Genomic DNA, 25,970 nt, shown 5'->3' on the forward strand with positions numbered 1-25,970 from the left:
TCAGTTGCCAACCCACCGGACACAGAGTCCCAGTTCAGGGCCTTGTCGCAGCGTGGCGACGAGCGTGGCCGGCTGCGGCTCCTGCGCAACGGCGCGCCGCGCGACCCGCCGCAAGGTCAGGACACGGTCGTTCCACCGGCGGGGAAGAGGCTCAGGCGGTGGTGGGGCGGGCGGTGTCGGTGTAGCGGGGGAGCTGGCCGCCACCATCGACGAGGAGGCTCGTGCCGGTCAGGTACGTGGCGAGCGGTGAGGCCAGCAGCAGCACCGCGTCGGCGATGTCGGCGGGGGTCGCCATGCGGCCCATCGGGACGGTCGCGGCGACGGCGGCCAAGGCGGCCTCGTCGCCGTAGTGCGCGGCGTTGTCGTCGGTGCGCACGACGCCGGCGGTGACCGTGTTGACCCGGACCTTCGGCGCCCATTCCAGGGCCAGGGCGCGGGTGAGGGTCTCCAGGCCGGCCTTCGCGGCGGCGTAGGCGGCGGTCCCGGGGGCCGGGCGCAGCGCGGAGACGCTGCCGATGTTGACGATCAGGCCGCCGCCGGGCTGGGTCTGCATGACTGCGTTCGCGGCCTGGGCGACGAAGAACGGGGCGAGGAGGTTGAGGCGGACGACGGCGGTCACCAGGTTCGGCGAGACGGTCGCGGCCGGCGCTGCGGGGGAGCCGCCGGCGTTGTTGACGACCAGGTCCAGGCGGCCGAACGCGTCGATGGCCGCGCTGACCAGAGCCGCCGCCTCGGTCGGCTCGCGCACGTCGGCGGCGGTGTACGCCACCCCGGGCGGGAGGTCGGCGGGTTCGCGGCGGCCGCAGACGAGGACCCGGTAGCCGGCGGCGGCCAGGCGCGCGGCGATCTCCCGGCCGATGCCCCGGGTGCCGCCCGTGACCAGGGCGGCGGGGTCAGAGGCGTTCGATGATGGTGACATTGGCCGTTCCTCCGCCCTCGCACATGGTCTGCAGGCCGTAGCGGCCGCCGGTGTCCTCCAGGGCGTGCAGCAGCGTGGTCATCAGCCGCGCCCCGGTCGCGCCGAGCGGGTGGCCGAGCGCGACCGCGCCGCCGTGGATGTTGACGCGGGCCGGGTCGGCGCCGGTCTCGCGCTGCCAGGCGAGGACCACCGGCACGAACGCCTCGTTGATCTCGATCAGGTCGATGTCGTCGATGGTGAGGCCGCTGCGGCGCAGGGCGTGCGCGGTCGCCGGGATCGGGCCGGTCAGCATGTAGACCGGGTCGTCGGCGCGGACGCTCAGGTGGTGGATGCGGGCGCGGGGGCGCAGGCCGTGGGTGTGCAGCGCCTGCGCGGAGGCGACGAGCAGGGCGGCGGCGCCGTCGGAGATCTGGCTGGCCAGGGCGGCCGTGACCGTGCCGCCCGGGGTCAGGGTCGGCAGGGCCGCCATCGCGGCCAGGGTGGTGGTCGGGCGTGGGCCCTCGTCGGTCGTGCAGGAGCCGAGCGGCACCGTTTCGCGGGCGAAGCGGCCCTGCGCGAGAGCGGCGGTGGCCTTCTGATGGCTGCTCAGGGCGTACACCTCCATCTCCGGACGGCTCAGGGACCATTTGGCGGCGATGAGCTCCGCGGCTCTGAACTGGCTGATCTCCTGGTCACCGTAGCGGCGCTGCCAGCCGGTGGAGCCGCGGAACGGGTCGTCGAAGCCGTAGGCCCGGCCGGCCAGCATCGCCGCGGAGATGGGGATGGCGCTCATGTTCTGCACGCCGCCGGCGACGACGAGGTCGGCGGTGCCGGACATGACTGCCTGGGCGGCGAAGTGCAGCGCCTGCTGGGAGGAGCCGCACTGGCGGTCGACGGTGACCCCGGGCACGGCGTCGGGCAGGCCGGCGGCGAGCCACGAGGTGCGGGCGATGTTGCCGGCCTGCGGGCCGATCGCGTCGACGCAGCCGAAGATGACGTCGTCGATGGCGGCCGGGTCGACGTCGCTGCGGTCCATGAGCGCGGTCAGCACGTGCGCGCCGAGATCGGCGGGATGCACGCCGGCGAGGCCGCCACCCCGCCGGCCGACCGGGGTGCGGACCGCTTCGACCAGGTAAGCCTCCGTCATGTTCAGCACCTTACCAAGCGAGCGCTTGGTTGGTAAGGTGCTGGGCATGGAACCGTTGAGTGCCCGGACCCTGCCGGACCTGGTGCGCGCCGGCGCCGAGCACCACGGCGACCGCGAGGCGATCGTCGACGGTCCGGTCCGGCTCACCTATGCCGGGCTGGCCGAGGAGGTCGCCCGGTTCGCGGGAGCCCTTGCCGCCAGGGGTGTCGGCAAGGGCGACCGGGTCGCGCTGTGGGCGCCGAACTCGTGGCGGTGGATCGTCGCGGCGCTCGGGGTCGTCACCGCCGGCGGTGTCCTCGTGCCGCTGAACACCCGCTTCAAGGGCCCGGAGGCCGCGTACATCCTGGAGCGCAGCGGTGCCCGGCTGCTGCTGGTCGAGGATGGCTTCCTGGGCAACCGCTATGTTGACTCCCTGCCAAAGACGGATATGCCGGACATCGTAACGTTCGACCGGTGGGACGGGTTCGTGCGCGACGCGAAACCCGCGGAAGTTGACGTGCAGCCAGACGATTTGTCCGATCTGTTCTTCACCTCCGGCACCACCGGGCGGCCCAAGGGCGCCATGCTCACCCACCGGCAGAGCACCGAGGTCTACGTCGCCTGGAGCGAGCTCGCCGACCTGCGCGCCGGAGACCGGTACCTGCTGGTCAACCCCTGCTTCAACACGTTCGGCTACAAGGCCGGCGTCATCGCCTGCCTGCTGCGGGGCGCGACGATCGTGCCGCAGCCGGTGTTCGACGTCGCCGCGTCGCTGCGGCTGATCGAGCAGGAACGCATCACCGTGCTGCCCGGCCCGCCCACGCTGTACACCTCGATGCTGGACCATCCCGCACGCGGCGACCATGACCTGTCCAGCCTGCGGGTCGCCGTCACCGGTGCCACGACGGTCCCGGTGGTGATGATCGAGCGGCTCCGGGACGAGCTGAAGCTGGCGACGGTGCTCACCGCGTACGGCCTCACCGAGTCGTGCGGCACCGCGACCATGTGCCGCCCCGACGACGACCCCGTCACCGTGTCCACCACCTGCGGCGCGGCGATCGACGGCGTCGAGGTGCGGGTCGACCCGGACAGCGGGGAGGTGCTCGTGCGCGGCTACAACGTGATGCGCGGCTACTGGCAGGACCCGGCGGCGACGGCCGACGCGATCGACGCCGACGGCTGGCTGCACACCGGCGACATCGGCGTGCTCGACGAGCGCGGATACCTGCGCATCACCGACCGGCTCAAGGACATGTTCATCGTGGGCGGCTTCAACGCGTATCCGGCCGAGATCGAGCAGGTCCTGGCCCGGCACGACGGCGTCGGCGAGGTCGCGGTCATCGGCGTGCCCGACGAGCGCCTCGGCGAGGTCGCCCGCGCCTTCGTCGTGCCCCGGCGCCCGGTCTCGGCGGCCGACCTCGCCGCGTACTGCAAGGAGCGCCTCGCCAATTTCAAGGTGCCCCGCTCGTTCGTGTTCCTGGACGCGCTACCACGCAACGCCAGCGGCAAGGTGCTCAAGACGACGCTGCGCGGAGAGGCCTGATGGACACCGTCATCGTCACCGGCGGAGCCAGCGGCATCGGTGCCGCGATCGTGCGCCTCGCCGCCGCGCAGGGGCTGCGACCGGTCGTGTGGGACCTGGCTCCGACCGACGGCGGTCTCGTGGTCGACGTCCGTGACCCGCTCCAGATCGAGACCGCTCTGGAGACGACCGGGCCGGCGCGGTACCTCGTCAACAATGCCGGGCCGGCCAGCGGTGGCGCGCCCCTCGGCTTCGGCGACGGGCTCGTCGCGACCGCCGGCAGCGTGGAAGCGGTCACCGCCGCGTGGCTGCGCACCGGCCCGCCCGCCGACGCCGCGGTGGTCAACGTCGCCTCCGTCGCCGGGAACCTCGTCGGCACCGACTCCGCGTGGTACTCGGCGGGCAAGGCCGCGATCGCCGGATACACCCGCCACCTCGCGACCCGGCTCGCGCCCGCGGTGCGCGCCAACGCCGTCGCCCCCGGCTTCATCGACACGCCCCGGATGGCGGGCTTCGGTGACACGCCCCTCGGGCGGGACCTCATCGCCCGCAACCCGATGCGCCGGGCCGGCCGGCCCGAGGACGTCGCGGCCGCGGTGCTGTTCCTGCTGTCCCCGTCCGCCGCCTACATCAACGGCGTCCTGCTGCCGGTCGACGGGGGCTGGACGGTCACTCAATGAAAGAGGCCTCGCAGATGCCCGAAGCCGTCATCGTCTCCGCCGTGCGTTCGCCGATCGGCCGCGCCTACAAGGGTTCGCTCGCGGGCGTGCGCGCCGACGACCTCGCCGCGCAGGTCGTGCGCCTGGCCCTGGCCAAGATCCCCGCGCTGGACCCGCACACCCTGGACGACCTGGTGCTCGGCTGCGCCCAGCCGGCCGGCGAGCAGGGGTACAACCTCGGCCGGCAGGTCGCCATGCACCTCGGCCTCGACATGGTCCCCGGCACCACCGTCAACCGCTACTGCGCCTCGTCGCTGCAGGCGATCCGGATGGCGTTCCACGCGATCAAGGCGGGCGAAGGGCACGCGTTCGTCGCCGCCGGTGTCGAGGTCGTCTCGCACTACCCGGCGGGCAAGGCCGACGGCATGCCGGACACCCGCAACCCGCGCTTCGACGGGCTTGTCGGGTCCAGGCCGTGGTCCGACCCCCGTGCGCGCGGCGAGCTGCCCGACGTGTACATCGCCATGGGGGAGACCGCCGAGAACGTCGCCGAGCTCTGCGGGATCACCCGGGCCGAGCAGGACGAGTTCGCGGTCCGCAGCCAGAACAACGCCGAGAAGGCCCTTGCCGACGGCTTCTGGGACCGCGACATCACCCCGGTCACCCTGCCCGACGGCAGCGTGCTGCGGGCCGACGACGGTCCGCGGGCCGGGGTCACCCTGGAGAAGGTCGCCGCGCTGCAGCCCGCCTTCCGTCCCGACGGCACCGTCACCGCCGCCAACTGCTGCCCCCTCAACGACGGCGCCGCGGCGCTGGTCGTGCTCAGCTCCACCCGCGCCGCGGAGCTCGGGCTGACGCCGCTGGCCAGGATCGTCAGCACCGGCGTGTCCGCGCTCAGCCCCGAGATCATGGGCCTCGGCCCGGTCGAGGCCTCCCGCCGCGCCCTCGCGCACGCGGGCCTCGGCATCGGCGACATCGACCTGATCGAGATCAACGAGGCGTTCGCCGCGCAGGTGATCCCGGCGTACCGGCAGCTGGGCGCCGCCCTGGACCGGGTCAACGTGCACGGCGGCGCCATCGCGGTCGGGCACCCGTTCGGCATGACCGGCGCCCGCATCGCCACCACCCTGCTCAACGGGCTGATCCACCGCGACGCCCAGTTCGGCCTGGAGACCATGTGCACCGCCGGCGGGCAGGGCATGGCCATGGTGATCGAGCGGCTCGCCTGATGGGCGCCCTCGACGGCAAGGCGGTCGTCGTCACCGGCGCCGGGCGGGGCCTCGGCGCCGCCTACGCCCGCCTCGCCGCGGCCGAGGGCGCCGCGGTCCTCGTCAACGACGTCGACGCCGACCTGGCCGCATCGGTGGCGGCGGAGATCACTTCGGCCGGCGGCCGGGCACTCGCGGCAGCCGGCACGATCGGCACCTGGGACGGGGCCGGCGAGGTGGTCGCCCGCTGCGTCGAGGCGTTCGGCGCGATCGACGGCCTCGTCAACAACGCCGGGATCTTCCGCCTCGCCGACCCGGCGGCGCAGGACCCGGACGAGTTCCGCGCGGTCATCGAGGTGAACCTGCTCGGCACCGCGTACTGCGGCCTGCACGCCATCCGGGCGATGCTCGCGCAGGGCTCCGGCTCGGTGGTGAACGTGACCTCCGGCGCGCACGCGGGGTCGGCGGCGATGGGCGCCTACGGGGCCAGCAAGGGCGGCGTCGCGTCGCTCACCTACTGCTGGGCGGCGGACCTCCTCGGCTCCGGCGTGCGGGTCAACGCCGTCTCACCCAACGCGCACACCCGCATGGCCGACGCGTTCGAGGCGTATCTCGGCGCCGCCGCCCAGGGCCAGAACGTGCACAAGCCGCCGGAGCAGAACGCCCCGGCGGTCGTCTACCTGCTCACCGACGCCGCCGCGGCCGTGCACGGCCAGGTGATCCGCATCGACGGCGACGAGCTGTCGATGATCGCCCACCCGGTCGTGCAGGGCCACGGCGTGCAGGACCCTTCCTGGACGGTGGAGAAGGTCGCGGCGGCGTTCGCCTCCGGCGCCGTCGGCCCGATCAGTGCCGTCGGCCTGCACCGCGCCTGAGCAAGTCCCTAGTGCACCAGGCCGATGCCGGTGAAGGTCCGGTCGTACTGGGGGAACGACGTGTTGTCGAACGGCGCGGTGATCCAGGTGCGGACCGAGTCGGCGGCGGTGTCGACCTCGACGAGCCGGACCGGGTTGGTCGTGCCGGAGTGGAACGTCTGCAGGAACGAGTAGATCTTGTTGCCGTGCACGCCCGTGTCGACCCGGTTGCCGGCGACGCCGGTGTGGCCGGAGAACACGAACCGGATGTTCGCGTACTGACTGATCAGGTTGTCGAACAGGTACTGCGGGCTGGTCGCCCCGTACCCGCCGTTGGTCTGCTCGATGTTGCCGTTGCCGTCGATGTAGTCGTGCGTGACGACCGTGACGTTGTGCCGCGGGTTGGCCGCGACGACGTTCCGCGCCCAGGTGACGACCTCGGGCCGGGGCCACAGCTCGAGCGTGATCACCATCCACTGCACGCCGCCCGCCTCGTAGGTCGAGTAGGAGTTGTCGACCTTCCCGGCCTCGAACTGCCCACGCACGGCGCCGTACTGCGCGGCGGTGAAGTAGCGGTTGAACACGGTCGTGTCCCGGACCAGCTCCCGGGTGTGTGCGGGGTCGCGGGCCGAGCCGCCGACGCCGGTCGCCTGGGTGTCGTGGTTGCCGATCGCGAGCGCGTAGGGGATGCCGGCGGTCTCCAGCGGGCGCATCGCGTCGCGGGCGATCACGTATTGCGAGTGGTCCGGGGTGTCCCAGTTGACGACGTCTCCGGAGTGCGTCACGAACCGCAGGTCCAGCGCCGCGCGGTTGTTCACCAGCCAGGTCGTGCGCTGCCGGAAGCGGGTGTCGGTGGCGTTGAGCACCTCCTGCTGGGTGTCCGGCATGACGGCGAAGCTGAACTTCGGGTCCGTCGTGGCGAACTCCATCCGCGCGTACGCGATGTGCACGTTGCGGTCGCAGGCGGCCGTCTGCCGGTCGTTGACGAACTGGATGCGCACGACGTGCCGCCCGGCGGCGACCGCCGCCCCGACCGGGTAGGTGCCGTAGCTGGTGGCACTGACGATGGTGGTGCGCCCGGCGACGGCGCCGTCGACGGTCACCTCGACGGTCGGCCATCCCTCGCAGTTGTCGCCGATGGCGCCGATCTGGATCCGGCCGGAGCCGTCGATCGTGGTGGTGGCGACGCTGCTGTTGCTCCACAGTGACGCGTGGGTCCCCGACGGCGGCACCGGCGTGCCGGTCGCCGTGCGGATCGCCCCGTTGACCACGGTGAACTGGGAGGCGGGCGCCGCCGCCGCGCCCGTGGGCGGCAGCACGGCGGCCGCCACGACGGCGACGGCCGCCAGTTTCATGAACGTCGATCGATGCATGGGCGGAGCGTACGAACCGTCCAGGCGCGGACCGCGAAGCCCAGGTGAACCTGGCATGGCGGTCCGGCGGCGGCGCCGCGCCGGGCAGGTTCGTGCGGTATGTGAGCAGCTGCCCCGCAACGGGTGGGCCGGACCCGGGACCGGCCGGCCCACCCGTTCGCCCCCGATGCCTGCCGGGCGCAGCCGCGCACGGCCAGGCGGAAGCTCAGCAGGGCTCTTCGAGGTTCCCGTCGAGGTAGCCCTCGTAGATCCAGCCCCAGTTGGTGTACGACCACCAGTTGCCCGTCGACGCGTTGAACCAGCTGCACCACTTGTAGACCACGGTGCCGTACGGCGCGTAGTCGTAGACGGCGCACTTGGCGGCCGGACCGGTGTGCACCGCAGCCTTGGGTGACTTGAGCACCCGCACCGCGGTCGGGCTGGAGCCACCACCGCTGACGCTCGGACATCCCGCCGCCAGCACAGCCGCCGGAGCCGCTGAGGCCGCCGGCGACTGCACGACCAACCCACCCGACGCGACCAGCAGTGCGGTGACAACCGTCGCTGCCCTTGCCGACGCCCACCTCATGGTGCCTCCCAAGAATCGTTCCGGCGATGCGCCAACCATCCGCGAGGATGGATGGGGAAAGATTGACAAAACCTTGAATCATCGGCGACACCAGGACGGTCGAGGCGACGTTGGAGTTCCGCCTGCTCGGCACCATCGAGGCACGCAATGACGGCACGCCACTGGACGTCGGTCCCGCGCGCCAGCGCGGTGTCCTGGCGGCACTGCTGGTCGACGTCGGCAGGGTCGTGCCGACCGGCGATCTCGTCGAGCGGGTGTGGGGTCCGGCCCGGCCCCGGCGGGCGCGGCCGACGCTCTACAGCTACCTCTCCCGGCTCCGCGGGGTCCTCGGCGACGGGACGGCGCTGCGCCGGAGCGCCGGCGGCTACCTGCTCGCGGCCGAGCCGGCCGCGGTGGACGTGCACCGGTTCCGGCAGCTGTGCGTCCGCGCCCGCGCCGCGCCCGACGAGCTGGCCGCGGTCCTCTACGCCGAGGCGTTGGAGCTGTGGCGGGGCACTGCGTTCAGCGACCTGGACACGCCGTACTTCAACCTGCAGCGGCAGGCCGCCGACCGGGAACGGCACGCCGCCGAGCTGGACCACGGCGACGTCCTGCTCCGGCTCGGCCGGCACGGCGTCCTGCTGGGCGACCTGTTCGCCCGGGCCGAGGCACACCCGCTCGATGAGCGGGTCGCCGGTCAACTCATGCTCGCCCTGTATCGCGGCGGCCGGGCCGCGGACGCCCTGGCGCGCTACCGGCTGACCCGCGCCCGGCTGCGTGAGGACCTGGGCGGCGAGCCCGGGACGGCGCTGCAGCACCTGCACCAGCGGATGCTCGCCGGTGATCCCGGCCTTGCCGGCAGCGGCGGGGCCATGCAGGTGCCGCGGCAGTTGCCGGCTCCGCCGGCGGTGTTCGTCGGCCGGCAGCGGGAGCTGGCCGAGGTCGACCGGATCGCCGACGCCGGTGCGGCGATGGCGGTCGCGACGATCGGCGGCACCGGCGGGATCGGCAAGACGACCCTCGCACTGCACTGGGCGCACCGCAACGTCGCGCGGTTTCCGGACGGTCAGCTGTACGTCGACCTGCGTGGCTTCGATCCGACCGATGATCCGGTGCCCGCCTCCGTCGCCCTGCGCGGCTTCCTGGAGGCGCTCGGCGTCGCGCCGTCCGAGGTGCCGGCCGACCTGGCGAGCCGGTCGGCGCTGTACCGCAGCATCGTCGCCGGCCGCCGGATGCTGGTGCTGCTCGACAACGCCCGCACGTCCGCGCAGGTCGAGCCGCTGCTGCCGGGCAGCGCGGCCTGCACGGTCCTGGTCACCGGTCGATGGCAGCTCGCGGGGCTGGTGACGGCGGCCGGTGCCCGGCCGCTGACGCTGGACGCGTTGCCGAGCGCGGAAGGGCGTGAGCTCCTGGTGCACCACGTCGGCCGTGGCCGGGCGGCGCAGGAGCCGGAGGCCGCCGCGGCGCTTGTCGCACACTGCGCGGGCCTGCCACTGGCCACGAGCATCGTGGCGGCCCGGGCCCGGATCCAGTCCGCACTGCCGCTGGCGGCGCTGGCGGAGGAGCTCGACGACCGTTCGGCGCGGCTGGACGCGCTCGATGCCGGTGACCTCAACGCCGACCTCCGGGCGGTGTTCGCCGCGTCATACCGGGCCCTCGATCCGCCGCTGGCCGCGGCGTTCGGGCTGCTGGGCGCGGCGCCCGGCCCGGACATCGGGCTGCCCGCCGCGGCCGAGCTGATCGGGCAGCCCGTCGGCCGGACGCGGTCGGCGCTGCGCCGGCTGACCGCCGCGTACCTGCTCCAGGAGCACGCTCCCGGCCGGTACCGCATGCACGACCTGGTGCATCTGTACGCCGCCGAGTGCTGCGCCGAGGACCAGCCCGACGGCGCCGTCCGGCTCGCCCGCGGGCGACTGGCGACCTTCTACGCCGACGCGGCCGTCGCCGCCGATCGGGTGCTGGCGCCGCAACGCACCCCGATCGCCGCGAACCCGGGCGGTCCGGCCATTGCCCTGGATGCCATGCCCTGGTTCGCGGCCGAGCACCAGGTCTTGTTGGCCATCCACCGGGCGGCCGCCGAGGACGGCCGGCACGCCGAGGTATGGCGGCTCGCCTGGGCGCTCGACACGTTCCAGTGGCGGCGGGCCCTGCTCGCCGAGCGGGTCGCCATGCTGGAGGTCGCGCTGCCGGCGACCGGGGCGCTCGGCAACCGCGGTGCCGTCGCGCTCAACCACCGGTTGTTGGGCCGGGCGTATGTGCCGCTCGGCCGGCACGAGCCGGCGCTGCACCATCTCCACCTGGCGGCCGCCGGCTATGCGGCGGCCGGTGACCCTGACGGCCAGGCGCAGACGCAGCTCAACCTCGCCCTCGCCTGGGAGCACGTCGGCGATGACCGGCAGGCCCTGACCCACGCGGAGGAGAACCTGCGCATCCGGACGACGCTGAGCAACCCCGCGCGTGAGGCCGAGGCGCTCAACGCCGTCGGCTGGTATCACGCCCGGGTGGCGCAGCACGACGCGGCCGACGGGTACTGCCGCCGCGCCCTGGCCCTCTGCCGGGAGCACGGCTTCCTCGAGACGGAGGCGTACACCCGCGACAGCCTGGGCTACATCGCCCGCCACCGGGGGCGGCCCGCGGAGGCGCTGCGGCACTACGGCCGGGCGCTGGAGCTGCGCCGCATGCTCGGCGACACGTACCAGGAGGGCGACACGCTGACGCACCTCGGGGAGGTCTACGAGGAGCTGGGGCGGCCCAAGGACGCGGCCGCGGCGTGGCGCGCGGCGCTGGCGCTGTACGAGGAGCAGGGCCGCACCCGCGAGGCGGCCGTCGTCAGGCACCGTAGCGCGACGCCGGCGGGCGACGCGCGCGGCGGTATCGTCGCGGAGTGAGCGAGCATCCGGATGTGATCCGCCGGCTGGCGGCCGAGGTGGACACCACCGCGTTGTGCGATGCCGTCGACGACCTGCGCGTCATGTCGGCGGCGTTGCGGTGCCGGTCGGCCAACCCGGTCCTGTGCGGGCCGGCACGCACCGTGCGCTGCCGGGACGACTTCCTCGGCGTGATTCAGGCGCTCGAGCGGGCCGAACCCGGCGACGTGCTGGTGGTCGACGGCGGCCGACGCGAGACCGCCCTCGCCGGTGAGATCTTCGCCCGGGTGGCGCTGAGCAAGGGACTGGCCGGGATCATCATCGACGGTGGTTACCGGGACCTGCGGTTCGTCGCGATGTGCCAGCTGCCGGTGTACAGCCGGCACGTCACCCCGAAGGCCGGCACCACGGTCCGCCCGGCCGCGACCTCGAACGGCGTCAGCTGCGGCGGCGTGCCGGTCCATCCGGGTGACATCGTGATCGCCGATCACGACGGCATCGTGGTCCTCGACCCGGCCACAGCCGTAGCGCAGCTCACCAGGGCGAAGGAGGTCATGGCCGCCGAGGCGCGCGTGGTGGAGCGGCTGGATCAGGGCGCGACGCTCGGCGAGCTGCTCAACCTGGCCGAGCACGTCGAGCGGCTGACCCGCGGCGAGCCGTCGAGGCTGCGCTTCACCGTCTGACCGGGTGCCTGGCCGCCTGTGACTGGAGCAGCAGGGTCGGCGTCGCGATCAGGCTGATGAAGCCGGCGATGAAGCTGGTCGTCAGCCACGGGTCCGTCGGAGCGCCCTCCTCGACGGTCTTGCCGGCGTGCTGGTAGATGTAGGCCGCGGCGATCACCAACACCACCAGGCTGACCAGCCCGCCGGCGAGGAGCAGGTTGGCCCGCACCGTCGGGGACAGACCGGGTTTGCCGCGGCGGCGCTGCCGGTCCTGGGCGAGGATGGCCCGTGCGTCGTGGGGGCCGAGCTGCAGCGCCTTCATCACGCCCTGGTTGGCGCCGAGCGCGATCACGATCACGAAGGACGCGACGGTGGCACCGCCGATGCCGAGCAGCTCGCTGTCCAGGATGATCATGAGCGCGATCCCGAGGACGACGATGCCGATGGCCACGAGGAACCCGAGGCGCAACCGCCGGTTCGACGCGCGGAGCTGTTCGAGCTGGACCGGGTTCAACTTGCGCATGTGATTCCTTACCTTTTGACTGACTCACCATAGAAGCCGATCGACCCGAAAGCAGCAACGGGTCCGACTTCGCTTCTGCTGCGAAAAGTCCCGGTTCGTGGTAACGCATCCGAGACCGGAAACGCCCCGTTACCTGGCGCAACGCGCCGACCAGGGGATCCGCGACCCGGCGAGGCCGCGCCCGGGCGGGCCGGCGGGCATCCGTGGGGCGGCGCCATCCGCCGTCCGTCCACCTGTTTCCGGACGTCGGGTCGATGGCGGCAAACTGACCCACACCAGTCGACGGCCGTCGATTGCATTGAGGCATGTGCGTCGATACCTTCGCCGCGTCTCCGGAAGCACGGGGCTCCGGGGGACGACACTCACGGGAGGCGTCGTGCGCAGACTTGCGCATTCGATTCGACGACATTGCATCCTCGGGGTCGCGGCGATCGTCACCGCTCAGCTGCTCGCGGCGCCGGCCCGGGCCGCCGAGCCGGTCGACTGGCAGGTCGAGGTCGCCAAGATTCCGAGCGCCACGTACACGCGGGACGCCCGCGCCTCGATCGCCGAGGCGGGCAAGCGGCTGCAGCCGCACCTCATCGACGACCTCGGCCGGAACCGGCTCGCGCCGGTGCTGGCCGACCTCGACACGCGCTACTTCGACGGGGCGCGGTTCAAGGACACCGCGAGCGCCGACGCGGCGTTCGGCAACCTCAAGCACCTCGAGTCCTACCTGAAGGGCCGGGTCAGCGGCGGCGGCAAGCCGACCGGCGACGCGCTCGTCGCCTACGTCGACGGCCTCGTGCTGTCGCTCACCGGTATCCGGCTCCTCGCGGACGCGTCCGTCCAGGACGCGGAGGCGACGATCGGGCCGTTCCGGGCCGGCCCGCCTCCCGCTCCGGCACCGCCGGGGCTGGCCGCGGCGTTCGGCGACCTCGATGCGGCGCGATCGTCGCTGGCCAAGGCCGACGACATGCTGCGCAAGGCCAACCCGGAGCCGGCCACGGTGCACAACGCCCAGGCCTGGGGCTCGGCGTACAACGTGCTGACCCGCCTGGGCATCACCTACGACGGTGACCACGACGCCGACGGTGTGGTCGACGTGGTGGAGCTGCGGTTCGGCGCGAGCCCGCTGCTGGTCGACTCCGACTCCGACGGGCTCACCGACAAGTTCGAGATCTACCAGCTGAGCGGCTGGACCAAGGCGAACTCCGCCGACAGCGACGGCGACGGGATCGGCGACGGCGCCGAGGACGTCGACGGCGACGGTCTGAGCAACCTGCGGGAGCAGGAGCTGGGCACCGCGCCGACGGAGGCCGACACCGACCACGACGGCGTCAGCGACGGGGCCGAGGTCAGCCGGGGCACCAACCCGCTCGTGCCCGACCCGCGTGAGCAGCCGCCGCTGGGCGGCGGCGCGCCACCGATCGTGCCGGCGCCGAACCTGGACGACACCGACGGCGACGGCCTCATCGACATCGCCGAGGCGGAGGAGGAGACCGACCCGAGCAACGTCGACACCGACGGCGACGGGCTCTCCGACGGCGCCGAGGTCAACGAGTGGTCGATCAACCCGCTCAACCAGGACAGCGACGGCGACGGCCTCCGCGACGACTACGAGTCGGTCCACGTCGAGGACCAGGGCCTCGACCCCGGCCGCCCGGACGAGCAGATCAGCAAGTGGACGTACGTCACCGACTTCCTGCTCGGGATGTTCGCCGGCGACTTCTCGCCGCGTGACTCGATGGCGTGGCTGGCCGGCAACCTCTGCTCCGGCGGGCTCAGCGCGATCCCGGTGGTGGGCTGGATCCTCGGTGGCCTGGCCGACCTGCGGGACACGATCGCCGGGGTCATCCACGGCGACTGGGTCAGCGCGGGGCTGAGCATCCTCGGCGTGGTGCCCTACGTCGGCGACGCGATCGCGATCCCCGGCAAGGCGGCCCGGTTCGTCCTGAAGTTCACGCACCGCATCGACGCGGTGCTCAGGTTCGTCACGCGTTACGACAAGATCCCGGACTTCGTCAAGGAGACGGCGCTCCAGCTCATCCTCGGCGCCGACTGGGACGCGCTGGTCGGTGAGTCGGCCGTGTCGGTGGGCCCCAGCCTCAACGCGAGCCGGTTCAGCAAGGCCGGACTGGTCCGGCTGGCCCGTGGCGACCGCACCGACATCCGCCGGATCGCGCGGGCGATGTACGACCCGAACCACGTCCCGGGTGCGCGGGTGCCGTTCCAGTACAGCGGCGCGCGGGCCGAGGACTACCTGCACGACACCCTGCTCAGCGGCACGCGGCACCGGCAGTTCGAGGTCGACACGACGGGGTACCCGACGCCGCGCTCGCGGTCGCGGAAGGCCGACGTGGCGGTCGAGGACCCGCCGGGCGAGTTCACGCTCCACGAGGTGAAGGCGGGTGTGTCGAACTACGGCTCCGAGGTCACCCAGTGCCAGAAGGACGCCTGGATGCTGACGCCGGCCGGTCGTGCCGTGCACGGCAAGAACATCCGCGCAGTACATTGGCACTTCATGCCGCACGGCGCCTACAACAGCCTGGGCCCGTCGGAGGACCTGCTGAAGTGCCTGGTCGACAACAAGATCCCCTTCACGATCCACACGCCGGACGTGTAGCGAACGGAGGCCGGGCCGGGGTCGTTCGCGACCCCGGCCCACCGGACATATGGGTGCATCCCTCGCAGTGATCAAGCTGAACGAGCAGGGCGAGCCGGAGGCTGGCCTCGACCTGCCGGCTGATGCGGTGGCCGGCGCGCTCGCCCCGCTGTTCGGCGACGTCCCGGACCTGACCGTGCCGATCGCGCCGGACGACTGCGCCGAGCTGTTCCACGACGGCGCGCGGCTCGGATCGCAGTGGTTCCTCTACGGCGGCCCGGCCGGCGTGCAGCGCGTCGCCGTCTCGGTGTGGGACAGCGACAGCGCCGGTCCGGGCGGTGACTTCCGCGCCGAGTGCACGCCGGTCCTGGAGGTGCTGCGGGACCTGGCCCGGACCACCGGCGCCAGGGTGTTCCTCGACGGCGGCGACGTCACCGACGCGCCCCTGGACCGGGCCCTGGACCTGCTGGCCCCGGGCGGACCCGCCAGGAAGCGGCGCAAACCCGACCACAGGGCCGCGGACGAGGCGGCCGAGCGGTACCTGCGCGAATACCTGTCGTCGGCCGGACCGCGCCTGGCCTGGCTGCGTGACCAGGCCGATGGCCCGCTCGACTTCAGCCGGGACAGTCTCGTGCCGCTGTGGTCGTGGGCGGTGACCCGCTTCAAGCCGAGACCCGCCGATGCGCCCACCGACTTCGTCGTGGCCGACGCCCGGAACCGCTACAGCGTCCCGCGCGACGCGGACCTGCCGATGTGGTTCGGGCGCACCGCGCTGCAGGCCCCCGCGCACTGGGACGACGAGTCCCTGGCCATCATCGACGCGATCGTGTACTACCTCGCCGAGTGCCTGCTCCGGGCGGTGCCGGTGAGCCGCTGGGAGGTCGGGCACGGCGCGTCGCGGAGCTGGGTCAACGAGTATCAGCCGGTGCTGATCGGCTTCCGGCACGCGGGGGTGTCGCTGCCGATCGAGCTGATCGGGCGGGTGCTCATCCTGATGTCGCCGGTCTACCGCACGTTCCGGCCCGACCTGCCCGACAACGGCGAACGGGTCACCCCGGAGGACCTCCGCGACTGTTTCGACACGATCATGAGCTTCCGGGAAGCCTGAGGCTCACGCCTGCACGGGCTTGGACAGGCCGTCGAGGAACAGGGACGTGCAGTCCTCCGCGAGGCGGGTGATCGGATACGCCGCGGTCGGCTTGAACCAGCGCACCGACAGCCACACGGCGTCACGCATCAGCCGGTAGAGGATCTTCGGGTCCAGGTCGTCGCGGATGACGCCCTCGGCGATGCCGGCCTCGATGACCGACAGCCAGGTCTGCTGCACCTCCTTGCCGGCGGTGCGCAGGTATCCGAACCGTTCGATCTGGGTCAGGTAGTTGACGTCGTTCTGGTAGATCTCGGTGGCGTGCGGGTGCGCCTCGACGACCTCGAGCGAGGCGACGATGAGGTCGTGCAGGCGGGTCCGCGGGTGGCTCTCGCCGTCCAGCACCCGCTTGTAGCGGGTCCGTAGGTCTTCCAGGTAGGAGGTCACGATCTCGTCGACCATGGCTTCCTTGGACTCGAAGTGGTGATACAGGCTGCCGGACAGGATCCCGGCCTCGTCGGCGATCTCACGCACGGTCGTCGCCGACACGCCCTTGCGGGCGAACAACGCCGCAGCGCTGGCGAGAATCCGTTCGCGTCGATCCCCAGGCTCTCGCGCCATCCCGCTCTTCCTCACCGATGTCGTAATGCAGCCTCGTCTATCCCGTTCGCACCAGGAGTGTACGTGGACCGCGGCCGTGAAATACGGCTCAGACGCGAGTGTAGCGTAATCAAGCAAGCGCTTGGTACGTTCACCGGGCAAGGTCCGGCCTGCGCGGTGAAGAAGGCGGCGATGGCGAACAAGCAGATGACCGAAGACGAGGTCGTGGCGCAGCTGCGCTCGGGCATGACGATCGGGATCGGCGGCTGGGGATCCAGACGCAAGCCGATGTCCCTGGTGCGCGCGATCCTGCGCTCCGACCTCACCGACCTGACCATCGTCAGCTACGGCGGGCCCGATGTCGGGCTGTTGCTGGCTGCCAAGAAGGTCCGCCGCCTGGTGTACGGGTTCGTGTCCCTGGACACGATCCCGCTCGAGCCGCACTTCCGGGCCGCCCGCCAGTCCGGTGCGGTGGAGGTGACCGAATACGACGAGGGCATGCTGCGCTGGGCGCTGTACGCCGCCGCCTGCCGGCTGCCGTTCATGCCCAGCCGGGCCGGCCTCGGCTCCGACGTGCTGAAGGTCAACCCGGGCCTGCGGACCGTCGCCTCGCCCTACGGCGACGAGGAGCTCGTCGCGATCCCGGCGGTGCGCCTGGACGCGGCCCTGGTCCACCTCAACCGGGCCGACGTGCACGGCAACGCCCAGTACCTCGGGCCCGACCCGTACTTCGACGACCTGTTCTGCTCGGCGGCCGACAAGGCGTACGTGTCGTGCGAACAGGTCCTGGACACCGCGGAGCTGACCAGGACCGCCCCGGTGCAGTCGCTGCTGCTGCAGCGGTGGATGGTGCACGGCGTGGTCGAGGCGCCCGGCGGCGCGCACTTCACCTCCTGCGACCCCGACTACGGCCGGGACGAGGCGTTCCAGCGCGAATACGTCACCGCCGCCGCCGACCCGCAGGCGTGGGCCGCCTTCTACGACCGTTACCTGGGAGTCCCGGCATGAGCGTCATCACCCGCGCGGAGGTCTGCGTCGTCGCGTGCGCCGAGGTGTGGCGCGGCGACGGGGAGATCCTCGCCAGCCCGATCGGCCTCGTGCCGAGCATCGCCGCCCGTCTGGCCCGCGCCACGTTCGCCCCGGACCTGCTGCTGTCCGACGGTGAGGCATACCTGACCCAGGGCACCTGGGCGATCGGCGGCACGCCACCGGTCATCGAGGGCTGGATCCCGTTCCGGGCCGTGTTCGACCTGCTCTACACCGGCCGCCGGCACGTCATGATGGGCCCCAGCCAGATCGACCGCTACGGCAACGCCAACATCTCGGCCATCGGCGACTTCGCCCGGCCGACCCGCGCGCTGCTCGGCGTGCGGGGCGCGCCCGGCAACACCGTCAACCACCCGACCAGCTACTGGGTGCCGCGGCACGGGCACCGCTCGTTCGTCGCCGCGGTGGACATGGTCAGCGGTGTCGGCTATGACCGGGCCGCCGCGAATCCCGCCGCCGGCCGGTACCACGAGATCCGCCGGGTGGTCAGCAACCTCGGCGTCTTCGACTTCGGCACCGCCGACCACCGGATGCGCCTGGTCTCGGTGCATCCCGGCGTCACCGTCGACGAAATCGTCGCCGCGACCGGCTTCGAGCTGACCGTGCCCGCTGACGTCCCGCAGACGCGGCTGCCGACCGACGCGGAACTCGCCCTGATCCGCGAGGTCATCGACCCGGCGTCGGTGCGTGCCCGGGAGGTGGAGGGGTGAGCTCGCTGCGGACGCCGATCTGCGACCTGTTCGGCATCCGCCACCCGATCGTGCAGACCGGCATGGGCTGGGTCTCCGACGCCCGGCTCACCGCCGCCACCGCCAACGCCGGCGGCCTCGGCATCCTCGCCAGCGCGACCCTGTCCTACGAGGAGCTCGTCACCGCGATCAGCGACGTGCGGAAGCTGACTGACGCGCCGTTCGGGGTCAACCTGCGCGCCGACGCACCGGACGCCGCGAAGCGCGCGGACCTCCTCATCCGGGAAGGTGTACGGGTGGCATCGTTCGCCCTCGCGCCGAAGCCCGAACTGATCGAGCGGCTCAAGGCCGCCGGGGTGGTGGTCGTGCCGTCCGTCGGCGCGCGCCGCCACGCGGAGAAGGTCGCCGCCTGGGGCGTGGACGCGGTCGTCGTGCAGGGCGGCGAGGGCGGCGGGCACACCGGCCAGGTCCCCACCACGCTGCTGCTGCCGCAGGTCGTCGACGCCGTCGACATCCCCGTCATCGCGGCGGGCGGCTTCTTCGACGGGCGCGGCCTGGTCGCCGCCCTCGCCTACGGCGCCGCCGGGATCGCGATGGGCACCCGGTTCCTGCTCACCAGCGACAGCCCGGTCTCCGAATCCGTGCGGCAGCGCTACCTGGACGCCACCCTCACCGACACGGTGGTCACCACCGCGCTGGACGGCGTCCCCCAGCGGGTCCTGCGCACCCCGTTCGTCGACGGGCTCGGCGAGACCGGCGCGCTGCGGCGGCTGCCACGGGCCGTGCGCAGCGCGCGGACGCTGCGGAGGATGACCGGCCGGTCGTGGCTGTCGATGCTGCGCGAGGGCCGGGCCATGCGCGGCAGCCACGAGCTGCGGCTGAGCCAGCTGGTCCTCGCCGCGAACACGCCGATGCTGATCCGCGCCGCCATGCTCGACGGCCGGGCCGACGCCGGCGTCATGGCCACCGGGCAGGTCGCCGGCCTCATCGACGACGTGCCCAGCTGCGCCGAGCTGATCGACCGCATCATGGCCGAGGCCGCCGACACCCTGAAACGGCTCGCCTGATGCCCGCCTACGCCATCGAGGACGTCATCCCGGTCGTCCACCCGTCCGCGTACGTGCACCCGACCGCGGTGCTCATCGGCGACGTCCACGTCGGCGCCGGCTGTTACGTCGGGCCCCTGGCCAGCCTGCGCGGCGACTTCGGCCGGATCGTCCTTTCGGAAGGATCCAACGTGCAGGACTCCTGCGTGCTGCACACGTTTCCGGGCACGGTGTTGACGGTGGGCCCGGACGGGCACGTCGGGCACGGTGCGGTGCTGCACGGCTGCCGGGTCGGCGAGGGCGCGCTCATCGGCATCAACGCGGTCGTGCTGGACGGCGCGTTCGTCGGCGAGTACGCGTTCGTCGGCGCGCACTCCCTCGTCAAGGCCGAGTTCGAGGTGCCGCCGAGGACCCTGGCCGCCGGCGTGCCGGCCCGCGTCGTGCGGGACCTGACGGACGTCGAGCTGGCCTGGAAGGCGCACGGGACCGGGGTCTACCAGGCGCTCGCCGTGCGCAGCCGCTCACTACGTCCGGTGGAGCCGCTGCCGGCGCCCGAGCCGGACCGGCCGGCGCTGTCGACCTCCGCGGCGACCGCGGTGCCGCTCGACCAGGCCCGGCGTGCCTCTGGCGCACCAAGCAAGCGCTTGGTAGAGTCGTGATCATGCCTTCCAGAACTCAGGGCCACGGGCTGCTCGCCGGGCGCACCGTGCTGGTGACCGCCGCCGCGGGCACCGGTATCGGGTTCGCCACCGCCGAGCGGTGCGTCGAGGAGGGTGCCCGCGTCGTCGTCTCCGACCGGCACGAGCGCCGCCTCGCCGAGGCCGCCGACCGGCTCGGCGTCCTCGGGGTGCCGTGCGACGTCACCGACCAGGCGCAGGTCGAGCACCTGTTCGCCACCGCCGTGGCGCACTTCGGCGGCGGCCTGGACGTCCTCGTCAACAACGCCGGGCTCGGCGGCACCGCGGCGGTGGTCGACATGACCGACGAGCAGTGGGGCAGCGTCCTGGACGTCACGCTCACCGGCACCTTCCGCTGCACCAGAGCCGCGCTGCGACACATGATCCCGCGCGGCACCGGCGTGATCGTCAACAACGCCTCCGTCATCGGTTGGCGGGCCCAGGAGGGCCAGGCGCACTACGCGGCGGCGAAGGCCGGGGTCATGGCACTCACCCGCTGCTCCGCCCTCGAGGCGGCGCACGCCGGGGTGCGGGTCAACGCCGTCGCGCCCAGCCTGGCGATGCATCCGCACCTGGCGAAGGTCACCACGGACGAGCTCCTGGCCGAGCTGTCCACCCGGGAGGCGTTCGGGCGCCCCGCCGAGCCGTGGGAGATCGCCAACGTGATCGTGTTCCTGGCCAGCGAATACAGCTCGTACATGACCGGCGAGGTCGTCTCGGTCAGCAGTCAACACCCCTAGGAGCCCGGCATGGTCGACGACAGTGCCGTCGGGGCGATCGGCGAGCCGTTCACCCTCGACGTCGAACGCGGCAAGATCCGCGAGTTCGCCCGGGCGACCGGCTCGGCGAACCCCGCATACCTCGAAACGGACGACCCGGTGATCCCGCCGACGTTCCTCACCACGGCGTTCTTCTGGCAGACCGGTGTGTCCGACCCGTGGACCGCGGTCGCGATGGACCAGCGCAAGGGCCTGCACGCCGAGCAGGAGTTCGTGTTCCACGGCCCGCCGCCGCGCGCCGGCGACCGGCTCACCGGACGGTCCCGGATCGAGTCGGTCACCCGCAAGGAGGGCCGCAGCGGCACCCTCGCGTTCGCCGTGATGGTCACCGAGTTCCACGACGAGGCCGGCCGGCACGTCGCCACCGCCCGCCTGACGGGGGTCGAGACGGCATGAGCGAGCTTCGCGAGCGAATCATGTCGCAGGTCCGGCTCAGGCCGACGCCTGGAGCGCAGCGGAAGGTGGCGGCATGAGCTCCACCTTCGGTCCGCTGACCCGCACGGACCTGGTGCGCTACCAGGGCGCCTCCGGCGACTTCAACCCGATCCACCACGACGAGCCGTTCGCCGTGTCCACCGGCCTGCCCGCGCCGCTGTCGCTGGGCATGCTGCAGGCGGGCTACCTGGCGACCTGGGCCACCGACCGGTTCGGTGCCGGCGCGATCCGCTCCTTCCGGGTCCGCTTCGCCGCCCAGGTCTTCCCCGGCGACACCGTCACCTGCGACGGCACCGTCGTGCGGCAGGACACCGAGAGCCTCGACGTCGAGATGACCTGCACCACCCAGGACGGCACCGTCGCCGTCTACGGCTGGGCCACCTTCGCTTTGGAGACACCGTGATCGAGTCCACAGTGGACGACCTGGGCGTGGCCGAGATCGTCATGGCCAACCCGCCGGTGAACGCGCTGCCGGTGGCCGGCTGGTTCGCCCTCGCCGCCGCCCTCGACGCGGCCGGCGCCGACCCCGCGGTCCGCGCCGTGGTGCTGCGCGCCGAGGGGCGCGGCTTCAACGCCGGCGTCGACATCAAGGAACTGCAGGCCGCGACGAGTCACGCCGCCCTCGTCGGGGTCAACCGGGGCTGCGCGGCCGCGTTCAGCGCCGTCTACGACTGCCCCGTCCCCGTCATCGCCGCCGTGCACGGCTTCTGCCTCGGCGGCGGCATCGGCCTCGTCGGCAACGCCGACGTCATCGTCGCCTCCGAGGACGCCACGTTCGGGCTGCCCGAGGTCGACCGCGGCGCCCTGGGTGCGGCCACCCATCTGTCCCGGCTGGTGCCGCAGCACAAGATGCGGGCCATGATGTACACCTCGGCCACCGCCACCGCCGCCGAACTGCACGCCTTCGGCTCGGTCCTCAGCGTCGTGCCCCGCGAGGAGCTGCGGGCCGCGGCCTTCGCCGTCGCCCACGACATCGCCGGCAAGGACCCGCAGGTCATCCGCGCGGCGAAGGAGTCGCTCAACGGCATCGACCCGTGGGACCCGAAACGCAGCTACCGCTACGAGCAGGGCTTCACCTTCGAGCTCAACCTCACCGGCGTGGCCGACCAGGTCCGGATGGATTTCGGTAAATGATCAGCCTACTGGACACCGCGGAGGAGGCCGAGTTCCGGGCCGAGGCCCGCGACTGGCTGCGCGCCAACGTCCCCGGGCCGCTGCCGTCCGGCGACACCCGCGACGGCTTCGCCGAGCACCTGCACTGGGAGCGCGCCCTGTTCGACGCCGGTTGGGCGGTCGTGTCGTGGCCGCGGCGGTACGGCGGCCGCGACGCGTCCCTGTGGCAGTGGCTCATCTTCGAGGAGGAGTACTACGCCGCCGGGGCGCCGCAACGGGTCACCCAGAACGGCATCTTCCTGCTCGCCCCGACGCTGTTCGAGTTCGGCACGCCGGACCAACAGGACCGGCTGCTGCCGCGGATGGCCGCCGCCCAGGACCTGTGGTGCCAGGGCTGGTCCGAGCCCGGCGCCGGCAGCGACCTCGCCGCCATCACCAGCCGCGCGTCGGCCGTTGAGGGGGGCTGGCGGCTCAACGGGCAGAAGACCTGGACGACCCGCGGCGCGTTCAGCACGCACCTGTTCGGGCTGTTCCGCACCGACCCGGCCGCCGCCCGCCACCGCGGCCTGACCTACTTCCTCGTGCCGCTGGACGCCGACGGGGTCACGGTCCGCGGCTTCGGCCGCCTCGACGGCGACGAGGGCTTCGCCGAGGTCTTCTTCGACAACGTCCACGTGCCCGCCGACGCGGTCCTGGGCGAACCCGGCAGCGGCTGGCAGGTGGCCATGTCCACCACCGGCTCCGAACGCGGCCTCACGCTGCGCTCCCCGGGCCGGTTCCTGCACACCGCGCAGCGGCTCATCGCGCTCGCCGCCGCCCAGGGCGACCGGCTGCGGCCCGCCGTGCGGGAGCGGGTCACCCGGGCCTGGCTCAACGCCCGCGCGTATCAGCTGTTCACCCTCAACCAGGTCACCGACCTCGTCGAGGGCCGGGCCCCCGGCGCGCGGTCCAGCCTCAACAAGCTGTTCTGGTCGCGGCTGGACATCGAGCTGCACGAGATCGCCCTGGAGCTGCTCGGCGGCGAGGCCGTCCTGGACTCCCCGTGGACCCGCGGCTTCCAGTTCTCCCTCGCCGGGCCGATCTACGCCGGCACCAACGAGATCCAGCGCAACATCGTCGCCGAGCGCGTCCTCGGCCTGCCCCGAGCGTGAAGGAGCCACCGTGCGGTTCGCGTTGACCGAGGACCAGGTCGCCCTGCGCGACGCGGTCACGGCACCCCTCGCGGCGGGGGACTGGGACGCCCTCGCCGGCATCGGGGTCTTCGCCGCCATGACCGACCTCGGCCTGGACGAGACCGACCTCGTGCCGGTCCTCGAGGAGGTAGGCCACGCCGCCGTCGCCGCGCCGGTGACCGCGACCGCGTTCGTCGCCGCGCCGCTGCTCCTCGCCCTGGGCGACGACCGGGCCGCCGCGGGGACCTTGCGGGTTGCGGTCGCCGGGCCCGGTGGCCTCACCCCGTTCGGCGGCCACGCCGACCTCGTGCTGCACCTCGACGGCGGCACCGCCCGCGCCGGCGGCGCCCGGGTCAAGGCGTCCACTGTGGACATCAGCCTGGACGCGGTCGCGTCCACCGCCGGTGAGGTCCTCACCGACGACCCGGCACTCGTCGGGGCGGCCGCCGCCCGCGCCGCCCTCGGGCACGCCGCCGAGCTGGTCGGGCTCGGGCGGCGGATGCTGGAGCTGACCGTCGGCTACGTCAAGCAGCGGCACCAGTTCGGCGCGCCCGTCGGCAGCTTCCAGGCCGTCAAGCACCAGCTCGCCGACGCGTACCTCGGCCTCGAGTTCGCCCGCCCCGCCGTCCTCGCCGCCGCCTGGGCACTGCGGGAGGGCGCGGGCGCACGCGAAGCCGTCGACGGGGCCGTGGTGCTCGCCGCCGACGCCGCCCACGCCGCGAGCCGCGCCGCGATCCAGTGCCACGGCGCGATCGGCTACACCGTCGAATACGAGCTGCACCGCTACGCCAAACGCGCCTGGGCCCTCGCCGCCCTCGCCACCCCCGGCGACCGGCTCGACGCGCTCGCCACCACGATCGGCCTGCCGAAGGAGCTTTGATGACCGACGAAGACGTCGTTCGCTACCGTACCGACGGGCCGGTGGCGATCGTGACGATGCACCGGCCCCAGTACGGCAACGCGCAGAACTCGGCGATGACCTACGCGCTCGACGACGCGCTGTACCGGGCCGCCGACGACGATGAGGTGAAGGTCATCGTGCTCACGGGGGAGGGCAAGCACTTCTCCGCCGGGCACGACATCGGCACCCCCGGCCGGGACGTCGACACCACGTTTCCGCGCCGCGCCGGGCTCTGGTGGGACCACGTCGGCAAACCTGGCGCGGAGAGCCGGTTCGCCCGCGAGTCCGAGGTCTACCTGGGCATGTGCCGGCGCTGGCGGGAGCTGCCGAAACCGACCATCGCCGCGGTCCAGGGCGCCTGCATCGCGGGCGGGCTGATGCTCGCCTGGTGCTGCGACCTCATCGTCGCCGCCGACGACGCGTTCTTCGCCGACCCCGTCGTGAAGATGGGCATCCCCGGCGTCGAGTACTTCGCCCACCCGTGGGTGATGGGCCCCCGCCACGCGAAGGAGTTCCTGTTCCTCGGCGAGCGGGTGCACGCCGAGCGGGCCCTGCAGCTCGGCATGGTCAACCGGGTCGTGCCCCGCGCCGACCTGGAGTCGTCCACGATGGACATCGCGCGGCGGATCGCGCAGATGCCCCGGCTCGGCCTGGCCCTGACGAAGAAGGCCGTCAACCAGGCCGAGGATCTGATGGGGCTGCGCGCCGGAATGGACTCGGTGTTCGGGCTGCACCACGTCGCGCACGCGCACAACGCCGAAGTGGGTCAGGACTCCCTGGCGGGGCACGACGCCAGGTCCATGCGCGACGGCGGTCGCTGATGCCGCACCGCTACGACGGCCGCGTCGCCCTCGTCACCGGTGCCGCCTCCGGCATCGGACGGGCCACGGCGATCCGCCTGCGCGACGAAGGCGCCCGGGTCGTCGGCCTCGACCTCGCGCCCGTCCACGTCGACGGTGTCCAGGGCATCGAATGCGACCTGCGCGACGAGGAGCAGGTCGCGGCCGCCGTCGCCGACGCCCTGGTCCGGGGCGGCCGGCTCGACCTCCTCGCCAACGTCGCCGGGGTCGCCGCGTCCGCGCACACCACCGACGTCACCCTGGCCGAGTGGGACCGGATCCTCGCGGTGAACCTCACCGGCACGTTCCTCGCCTGCCGCGCCGCCCTGCCGCACCTGGTCGCCACCCGGGGAGCCGTCGTCAACGTCGCCTCCCTGGCGGGGGTGCGCGGCTGGCGGTACAGCGCGGCGTACTCCGCCGCCAAGGCCGGGGTCGTCGGGCTCACCCGGGCCCTGGCGGTGGAGTACGCACCCGACGGGGTGCGGGTCGCCTGCGTCTGCCCGGGATCCGTGGACACGCCGCTGAAACGCGACCTGGTGCCCGCGGCGGACCAGGACCCGCGGCTGGCCGGGCACGCCCGGGCGCTGCTCGACCCGCCGGTCGCCGACCCGGCCGAGGTCGCCGCCGCGATCGCCTACCTCGGCTCGGCGGAGGCACGCTTCGCCACCGGCGCGGTGCTGCGGCTCGACGGGGGCGCCGGTGTCTGAGCACCGACGGGACGCCGGAGCGCCGGTGTCTGAGCACCGACCGGACGCCGGAGTG

At 72.9% G+C, this 25,970-nt stretch carries 26 protein-coding genes; 20 read left to right on the top strand and 6 right to left on the bottom strand.

Annotated elements, in window-relative coordinates; genetic code table 11:
- Positions 1-151 precede the first annotated feature (151 nt).
- Together Dsi01nite_RS35210 and Dsi01nite_RS35215 are read right to left on the bottom strand one after the other, a co-directional pair.
- Complete coding sequence (locus Dsi01nite_RS35210; protein WP_203850669.1) at positions 152-919, bottom strand: SDR family oxidoreductase; 768 nt, start codon at positions 917-919, stop codon at positions 152-154.
- Positions 894-2,045, bottom strand: coding sequence for an acetyl-CoA C-acetyltransferase (locus Dsi01nite_RS35215; RefSeq protein WP_203850670.1), 1,152 nt, complete (start codon positions 2,043-2,045; stop codon positions 894-896). Before Dsi01nite_RS35215 ends, Dsi01nite_RS35210 begins: the two co-directional genes overlap by 26 nt.
- A gap of 46 nt (positions 2,046-2,091) precedes the next feature.
- Between Dsi01nite_RS35215 and Dsi01nite_RS35220 the strand changes: the two genes are divergently transcribed.
- From Dsi01nite_RS35220 to Dsi01nite_RS35235, 4 genes are read left to right on the top strand one after another with little or no spacing between them, the layout of a single operon-like run.
- Positions 2,092-3,567 carry a FadD3 family acyl-CoA ligase gene (locus Dsi01nite_RS35220; RefSeq protein ID WP_203850671.1) on the top strand — a complete coding sequence of 492 codons (1,476 nt, stop codon included), beginning with the start codon at positions 2,092-2,094 and terminating at the stop codon, positions 3,565-3,567.
- On the top strand, positions 3,567-4,226 hold the full coding sequence (locus Dsi01nite_RS35225) for an SDR family NAD(P)-dependent oxidoreductase (protein WP_203850672.1): 660 nt from the start codon (positions 3,567-3,569) through the stop codon (positions 4,224-4,226). Before Dsi01nite_RS35220 ends, Dsi01nite_RS35225 begins: the two co-directional genes overlap by 1 nt.
- A gap of 14 nt (positions 4,227-4,240) precedes the next feature.
- The gene (locus Dsi01nite_RS35230; RefSeq protein WP_203850757.1) at positions 4,241-5,434 is read left to right on the top strand and encodes an acetyl-CoA C-acetyltransferase; all 1,194 of its coding nucleotides are present in this window, start codon (positions 4,241-4,243) and stop codon (positions 5,432-5,434) included.
- Positions 5,434-6,288, top strand: a complete 855-nt coding sequence (locus Dsi01nite_RS35235; protein ID WP_203850673.1) for an SDR family NAD(P)-dependent oxidoreductase — start codon at positions 5,434-5,436, stop codon at positions 6,286-6,288. The genes Dsi01nite_RS35230 and Dsi01nite_RS35235 overlap by 1 nt, the downstream gene beginning before the upstream one ends.
- Positions 6,289-6,296: 8 nt before the next feature.
- On the opposite strand, the gene Dsi01nite_RS35240 is transcribed toward Dsi01nite_RS35235, so the two are convergent.
- Positions 6,297-7,640: a carbohydrate-binding domain-containing protein gene (locus tag Dsi01nite_RS35240; protein ID WP_203850674.1), complete on the bottom strand. Its 1,344-nt coding sequence runs from the start codon at positions 7,638-7,640 to the stop codon at positions 6,297-6,299.
- Between the two features lie 205 nt (positions 7,641-7,845).
- Positions 7,846-8,208 carry a hypothetical protein gene (locus Dsi01nite_RS35245; RefSeq protein ID WP_203850675.1) on the bottom strand — a complete coding sequence of 121 codons (363 nt, stop codon included), beginning with the start codon at positions 8,206-8,208 and terminating at the stop codon, positions 7,846-7,848.
- A gap of 110 nt (positions 8,209-8,318) precedes the next feature.
- On the opposite strand from Dsi01nite_RS35245, the gene Dsi01nite_RS35250 reads away from it, so the two are divergent.
- Complete coding sequence (locus tag Dsi01nite_RS35250) at positions 8,319-11,075, top strand: AfsR/SARP family transcriptional regulator (RefSeq protein ID WP_203850676.1); 2,757 nt, start codon at positions 8,319-8,321, stop codon at positions 11,073-11,075.
- A complete protein-coding gene (locus Dsi01nite_RS35255) occupies positions 11,072-11,737 on the top strand; it encodes an RraA family protein (RefSeq protein ID WP_239136398.1) in 666 nt (221 codons plus the stop codon). Before Dsi01nite_RS35250 ends, Dsi01nite_RS35255 begins: the two co-directional genes overlap by 4 nt.
- Here Dsi01nite_RS35255 and Dsi01nite_RS35260 read toward each other — a convergent pair.
- Positions 11,727-12,239 (bottom strand): hypothetical protein, encoded by a 513-nt coding sequence (locus Dsi01nite_RS35260; protein ID WP_203850677.1) that lies wholly within the window; start codon positions 12,237-12,239, stop codon positions 11,727-11,729. The two genes, Dsi01nite_RS35255 and Dsi01nite_RS35260, sit on opposite strands and share 11 nt — an antisense overlap.
- 376 nt (positions 12,240-12,615) lie before the next feature.
- Here Dsi01nite_RS35260 and Dsi01nite_RS35265 point away from each other — a divergent pair, with 376 nt between their 5' ends.
- Positions 12,616-14,844 carry a hypothetical protein gene (locus Dsi01nite_RS35265; RefSeq protein ID WP_203850678.1) on the top strand — a complete coding sequence of 743 codons (2,229 nt, stop codon included), beginning with the start codon at positions 12,616-12,618 and terminating at the stop codon, positions 14,842-14,844.
- Between the two features lie 67 nt (positions 14,845-14,911).
- A complete protein-coding gene (locus Dsi01nite_RS35270) occupies positions 14,912-15,931 on the top strand; it encodes a hypothetical protein (protein ID WP_203850679.1) in 1,020 nt (339 codons plus the stop codon).
- A gap of 3 nt (positions 15,932-15,934) precedes the next feature.
- On the opposite strand, the gene Dsi01nite_RS35275 is transcribed toward Dsi01nite_RS35270, so the two are convergent.
- A complete protein-coding gene (locus Dsi01nite_RS35275; protein WP_203850680.1) occupies positions 15,935-16,531 on the bottom strand; it encodes a TetR/AcrR family transcriptional regulator in 597 nt (198 codons plus the stop codon).
- Positions 16,532-16,702: 171 nt separating this feature from the next.
- On the opposite strand from Dsi01nite_RS35275, the gene Dsi01nite_RS35280 reads away from it, so the two are divergent.
- From Dsi01nite_RS35280 to Dsi01nite_RS35335, 12 genes are all read left to right on the top strand, one after another.
- On the top strand, positions 16,703-17,518 hold the full coding sequence (locus Dsi01nite_RS35280; protein ID WP_203850681.1) for a CoA transferase subunit A: 816 nt from the start codon (positions 16,703-16,705) through the stop codon (positions 17,516-17,518).
- Positions 17,515-18,267 carry a CoA-transferase subunit beta gene (locus Dsi01nite_RS35285; RefSeq protein WP_203850682.1) on the top strand — a complete coding sequence of 251 codons (753 nt, stop codon included), beginning with the start codon at positions 17,515-17,517 and terminating at the stop codon, positions 18,265-18,267. Before Dsi01nite_RS35280 ends, Dsi01nite_RS35285 begins: the two co-directional genes overlap by 4 nt.
- Positions 18,264-19,313, top strand: a complete 1,050-nt coding sequence (locus Dsi01nite_RS35290; RefSeq protein ID WP_275423438.1) for an NAD(P)H-dependent flavin oxidoreductase — start codon at positions 18,264-18,266, stop codon at positions 19,311-19,313. The genes Dsi01nite_RS35285 and Dsi01nite_RS35290 overlap by 4 nt, the downstream gene beginning before the upstream one ends.
- Complete coding sequence (locus Dsi01nite_RS35295; RefSeq protein WP_203850683.1) at positions 19,313-19,951, top strand: acyltransferase; 639 nt, start codon at positions 19,313-19,315, stop codon at positions 19,949-19,951. The genes Dsi01nite_RS35290 and Dsi01nite_RS35295 overlap by 1 nt, the downstream gene beginning before the upstream one ends.
- Before the next feature lie 2 nt (positions 19,952-19,953).
- Positions 19,954-20,709 carry an SDR family oxidoreductase gene (locus tag Dsi01nite_RS35300; RefSeq protein ID WP_203850684.1) on the top strand — a complete coding sequence of 252 codons (756 nt, stop codon included), beginning with the start codon at positions 19,954-19,956 and terminating at the stop codon, positions 20,707-20,709.
- Positions 20,710-20,718: 9 nt separating this feature from the next.
- On the top strand, positions 20,719-21,144 hold the full coding sequence (locus Dsi01nite_RS35305) for an FAS1-like dehydratase domain-containing protein (RefSeq protein ID WP_203850685.1): 426 nt from the start codon (positions 20,719-20,721) through the stop codon (positions 21,142-21,144).
- A gap of 73 nt (positions 21,145-21,217) precedes the next feature.
- Positions 21,218-21,586, top strand: a complete 369-nt coding sequence (locus Dsi01nite_RS35310; protein ID WP_203850686.1) for a MaoC/PaaZ C-terminal domain-containing protein — start codon at positions 21,218-21,220, stop codon at positions 21,584-21,586.
- Positions 21,583-22,317 (top strand): enoyl-CoA hydratase family protein, encoded by a 735-nt coding sequence (locus tag Dsi01nite_RS35315; protein ID WP_203850687.1) that lies wholly within the window; start codon positions 21,583-21,585, stop codon positions 22,315-22,317. Before Dsi01nite_RS35310 ends, Dsi01nite_RS35315 begins: the two co-directional genes overlap by 4 nt.
- Positions 22,314-23,447 (top strand): acyl-CoA dehydrogenase family protein, encoded by a 1,134-nt coding sequence (locus Dsi01nite_RS35320; protein ID WP_203850688.1) that lies wholly within the window; start codon positions 22,314-22,316, stop codon positions 23,445-23,447. Before Dsi01nite_RS35315 ends, Dsi01nite_RS35320 begins: the two co-directional genes overlap by 4 nt.
- 10 nt (positions 23,448-23,457) lie before the next feature.
- Positions 23,458-24,348 (top strand): acyl-CoA dehydrogenase family protein, encoded by an 891-nt coding sequence (locus Dsi01nite_RS35325; protein ID WP_203850689.1) that lies wholly within the window; start codon positions 23,458-23,460, stop codon positions 24,346-24,348.
- Complete coding sequence (locus Dsi01nite_RS35330; RefSeq protein WP_203850690.1) at positions 24,348-25,190, top strand: enoyl-CoA hydratase; 843 nt, start codon at positions 24,348-24,350, stop codon at positions 25,188-25,190. Before Dsi01nite_RS35325 ends, Dsi01nite_RS35330 begins: the two co-directional genes overlap by 1 nt.
- A complete protein-coding gene (locus Dsi01nite_RS35335) occupies positions 25,190-25,915 on the top strand; it encodes an SDR family NAD(P)-dependent oxidoreductase (protein WP_203850691.1) in 726 nt (241 codons plus the stop codon). Before Dsi01nite_RS35330 ends, Dsi01nite_RS35335 begins: the two co-directional genes overlap by 1 nt.
- Positions 25,916-25,970: the final 55 nt, after the last annotated feature.

Origin of the sequence: Dactylosporangium siamense, assembly GCF_016862795.1 — a bacterium.
In the GTDB taxonomy this organism is placed as follows: domain Bacteria; phylum Actinomycetota; class Actinomycetes; order Mycobacteriales; family Micromonosporaceae; genus Dactylosporangium; species Dactylosporangium siamense.

What these genes read in the sequence shown, in the direction of transcription:
- Dsi01nite_RS35210 (WP_203850669.1), bottom strand. Translation starts at nt 919, where the DNA reads ATGTCACCATCATCGAACGCCTCTGACCCCGCCGCCCTGGTCACGGGC.
- Dsi01nite_RS35285 (WP_203850682.1), top strand. Translation starts at nt 17,515, where the DNA reads ATGAGCGTCATCACCCGCGCGGAGGTCTGCGTCGTCGCGTGCGCCGAG.
- Dsi01nite_RS35235 (WP_203850673.1), top strand. Translation starts at nt 5,434, where the DNA reads ATGGGCGCCCTCGACGGCAAGGCGGTCGTCGTCACCGGCGCCGGGCGG.
- Dsi01nite_RS35275 (WP_203850680.1), bottom strand. Translation starts at nt 16,531, where the DNA reads ATGGCGCGAGAGCCTGGGGATCGACGCGAACGGATTCTCGCCAGCGCT.
- Dsi01nite_RS35320 (WP_203850688.1), top strand. Translation starts at nt 22,314, where the DNA reads ATGATCAGCCTACTGGACACCGCGGAGGAGGCCGAGTTCCGGGCCGAG.
- Dsi01nite_RS35220 (WP_203850671.1), top strand. Translation starts at nt 2,092, where the DNA reads ATGGAACCGTTGAGTGCCCGGACCCTGCCGGACCTGGTGCGCGCCGGC.
- Dsi01nite_RS35215 (WP_203850670.1), bottom strand. Translation starts at nt 2,045, where the DNA reads ATGACGGAGGCTTACCTGGTCGAAGCGGTCCGCACCCCGGTCGGCCGG.
- Dsi01nite_RS35230 (WP_203850757.1), top strand. Translation starts at nt 4,241, where the DNA reads ATGCCCGAAGCCGTCATCGTCTCCGCCGTGCGTTCGCCGATCGGCCGC.
- Dsi01nite_RS35245 (WP_203850675.1), bottom strand. Translation starts at nt 8,208, where the DNA reads ATGAGGTGGGCGTCGGCAAGGGCAGCGACGGTTGTCACCGCACTGCTG.
- Dsi01nite_RS35300 (WP_203850684.1), top strand. Translation starts at nt 19,954, where the DNA reads ATGCCTTCCAGAACTCAGGGCCACGGGCTGCTCGCCGGGCGCACCGTG.
- Dsi01nite_RS35225 (WP_203850672.1), top strand. Translation starts at nt 3,567, where the DNA reads ATGGACACCGTCATCGTCACCGGCGGAGCCAGCGGCATCGGTGCCGCG.
- Dsi01nite_RS35305 (WP_203850685.1), top strand. Translation starts at nt 20,719, where the DNA reads ATGGTCGACGACAGTGCCGTCGGGGCGATCGGCGAGCCGTTCACCCTC.
- Dsi01nite_RS35330 (WP_203850690.1), top strand. Translation starts at nt 24,348, where the DNA reads ATGACCGACGAAGACGTCGTTCGCTACCGTACCGACGGGCCGGTGGCG.
- Dsi01nite_RS35240 (WP_203850674.1), bottom strand. Translation starts at nt 7,640, where the DNA reads ATGCATCGATCGACGTTCATGAAACTGGCGGCCGTCGCCGTCGTGGCG.
- Dsi01nite_RS35295 (WP_203850683.1), top strand. Translation starts at nt 19,313, where the DNA reads ATGCCCGCCTACGCCATCGAGGACGTCATCCCGGTCGTCCACCCGTCC.
- Dsi01nite_RS35280 (WP_203850681.1), top strand. Translation starts at nt 16,703, where the DNA reads ATGGCGAACAAGCAGATGACCGAAGACGAGGTCGTGGCGCAGCTGCGC.
- Dsi01nite_RS35310 (WP_203850686.1), top strand. Translation starts at nt 21,218, where the DNA reads ATGAGCTCCACCTTCGGTCCGCTGACCCGCACGGACCTGGTGCGCTAC.
- Dsi01nite_RS35260 (WP_203850677.1), bottom strand. Translation starts at nt 12,239, where the DNA reads ATGCGCAAGTTGAACCCGGTCCAGCTCGAACAGCTCCGCGCGTCGAAC.
- Dsi01nite_RS35335 (WP_203850691.1), top strand. Translation starts at nt 25,190, where the DNA reads ATGCCGCACCGCTACGACGGCCGCGTCGCCCTCGTCACCGGTGCCGCC.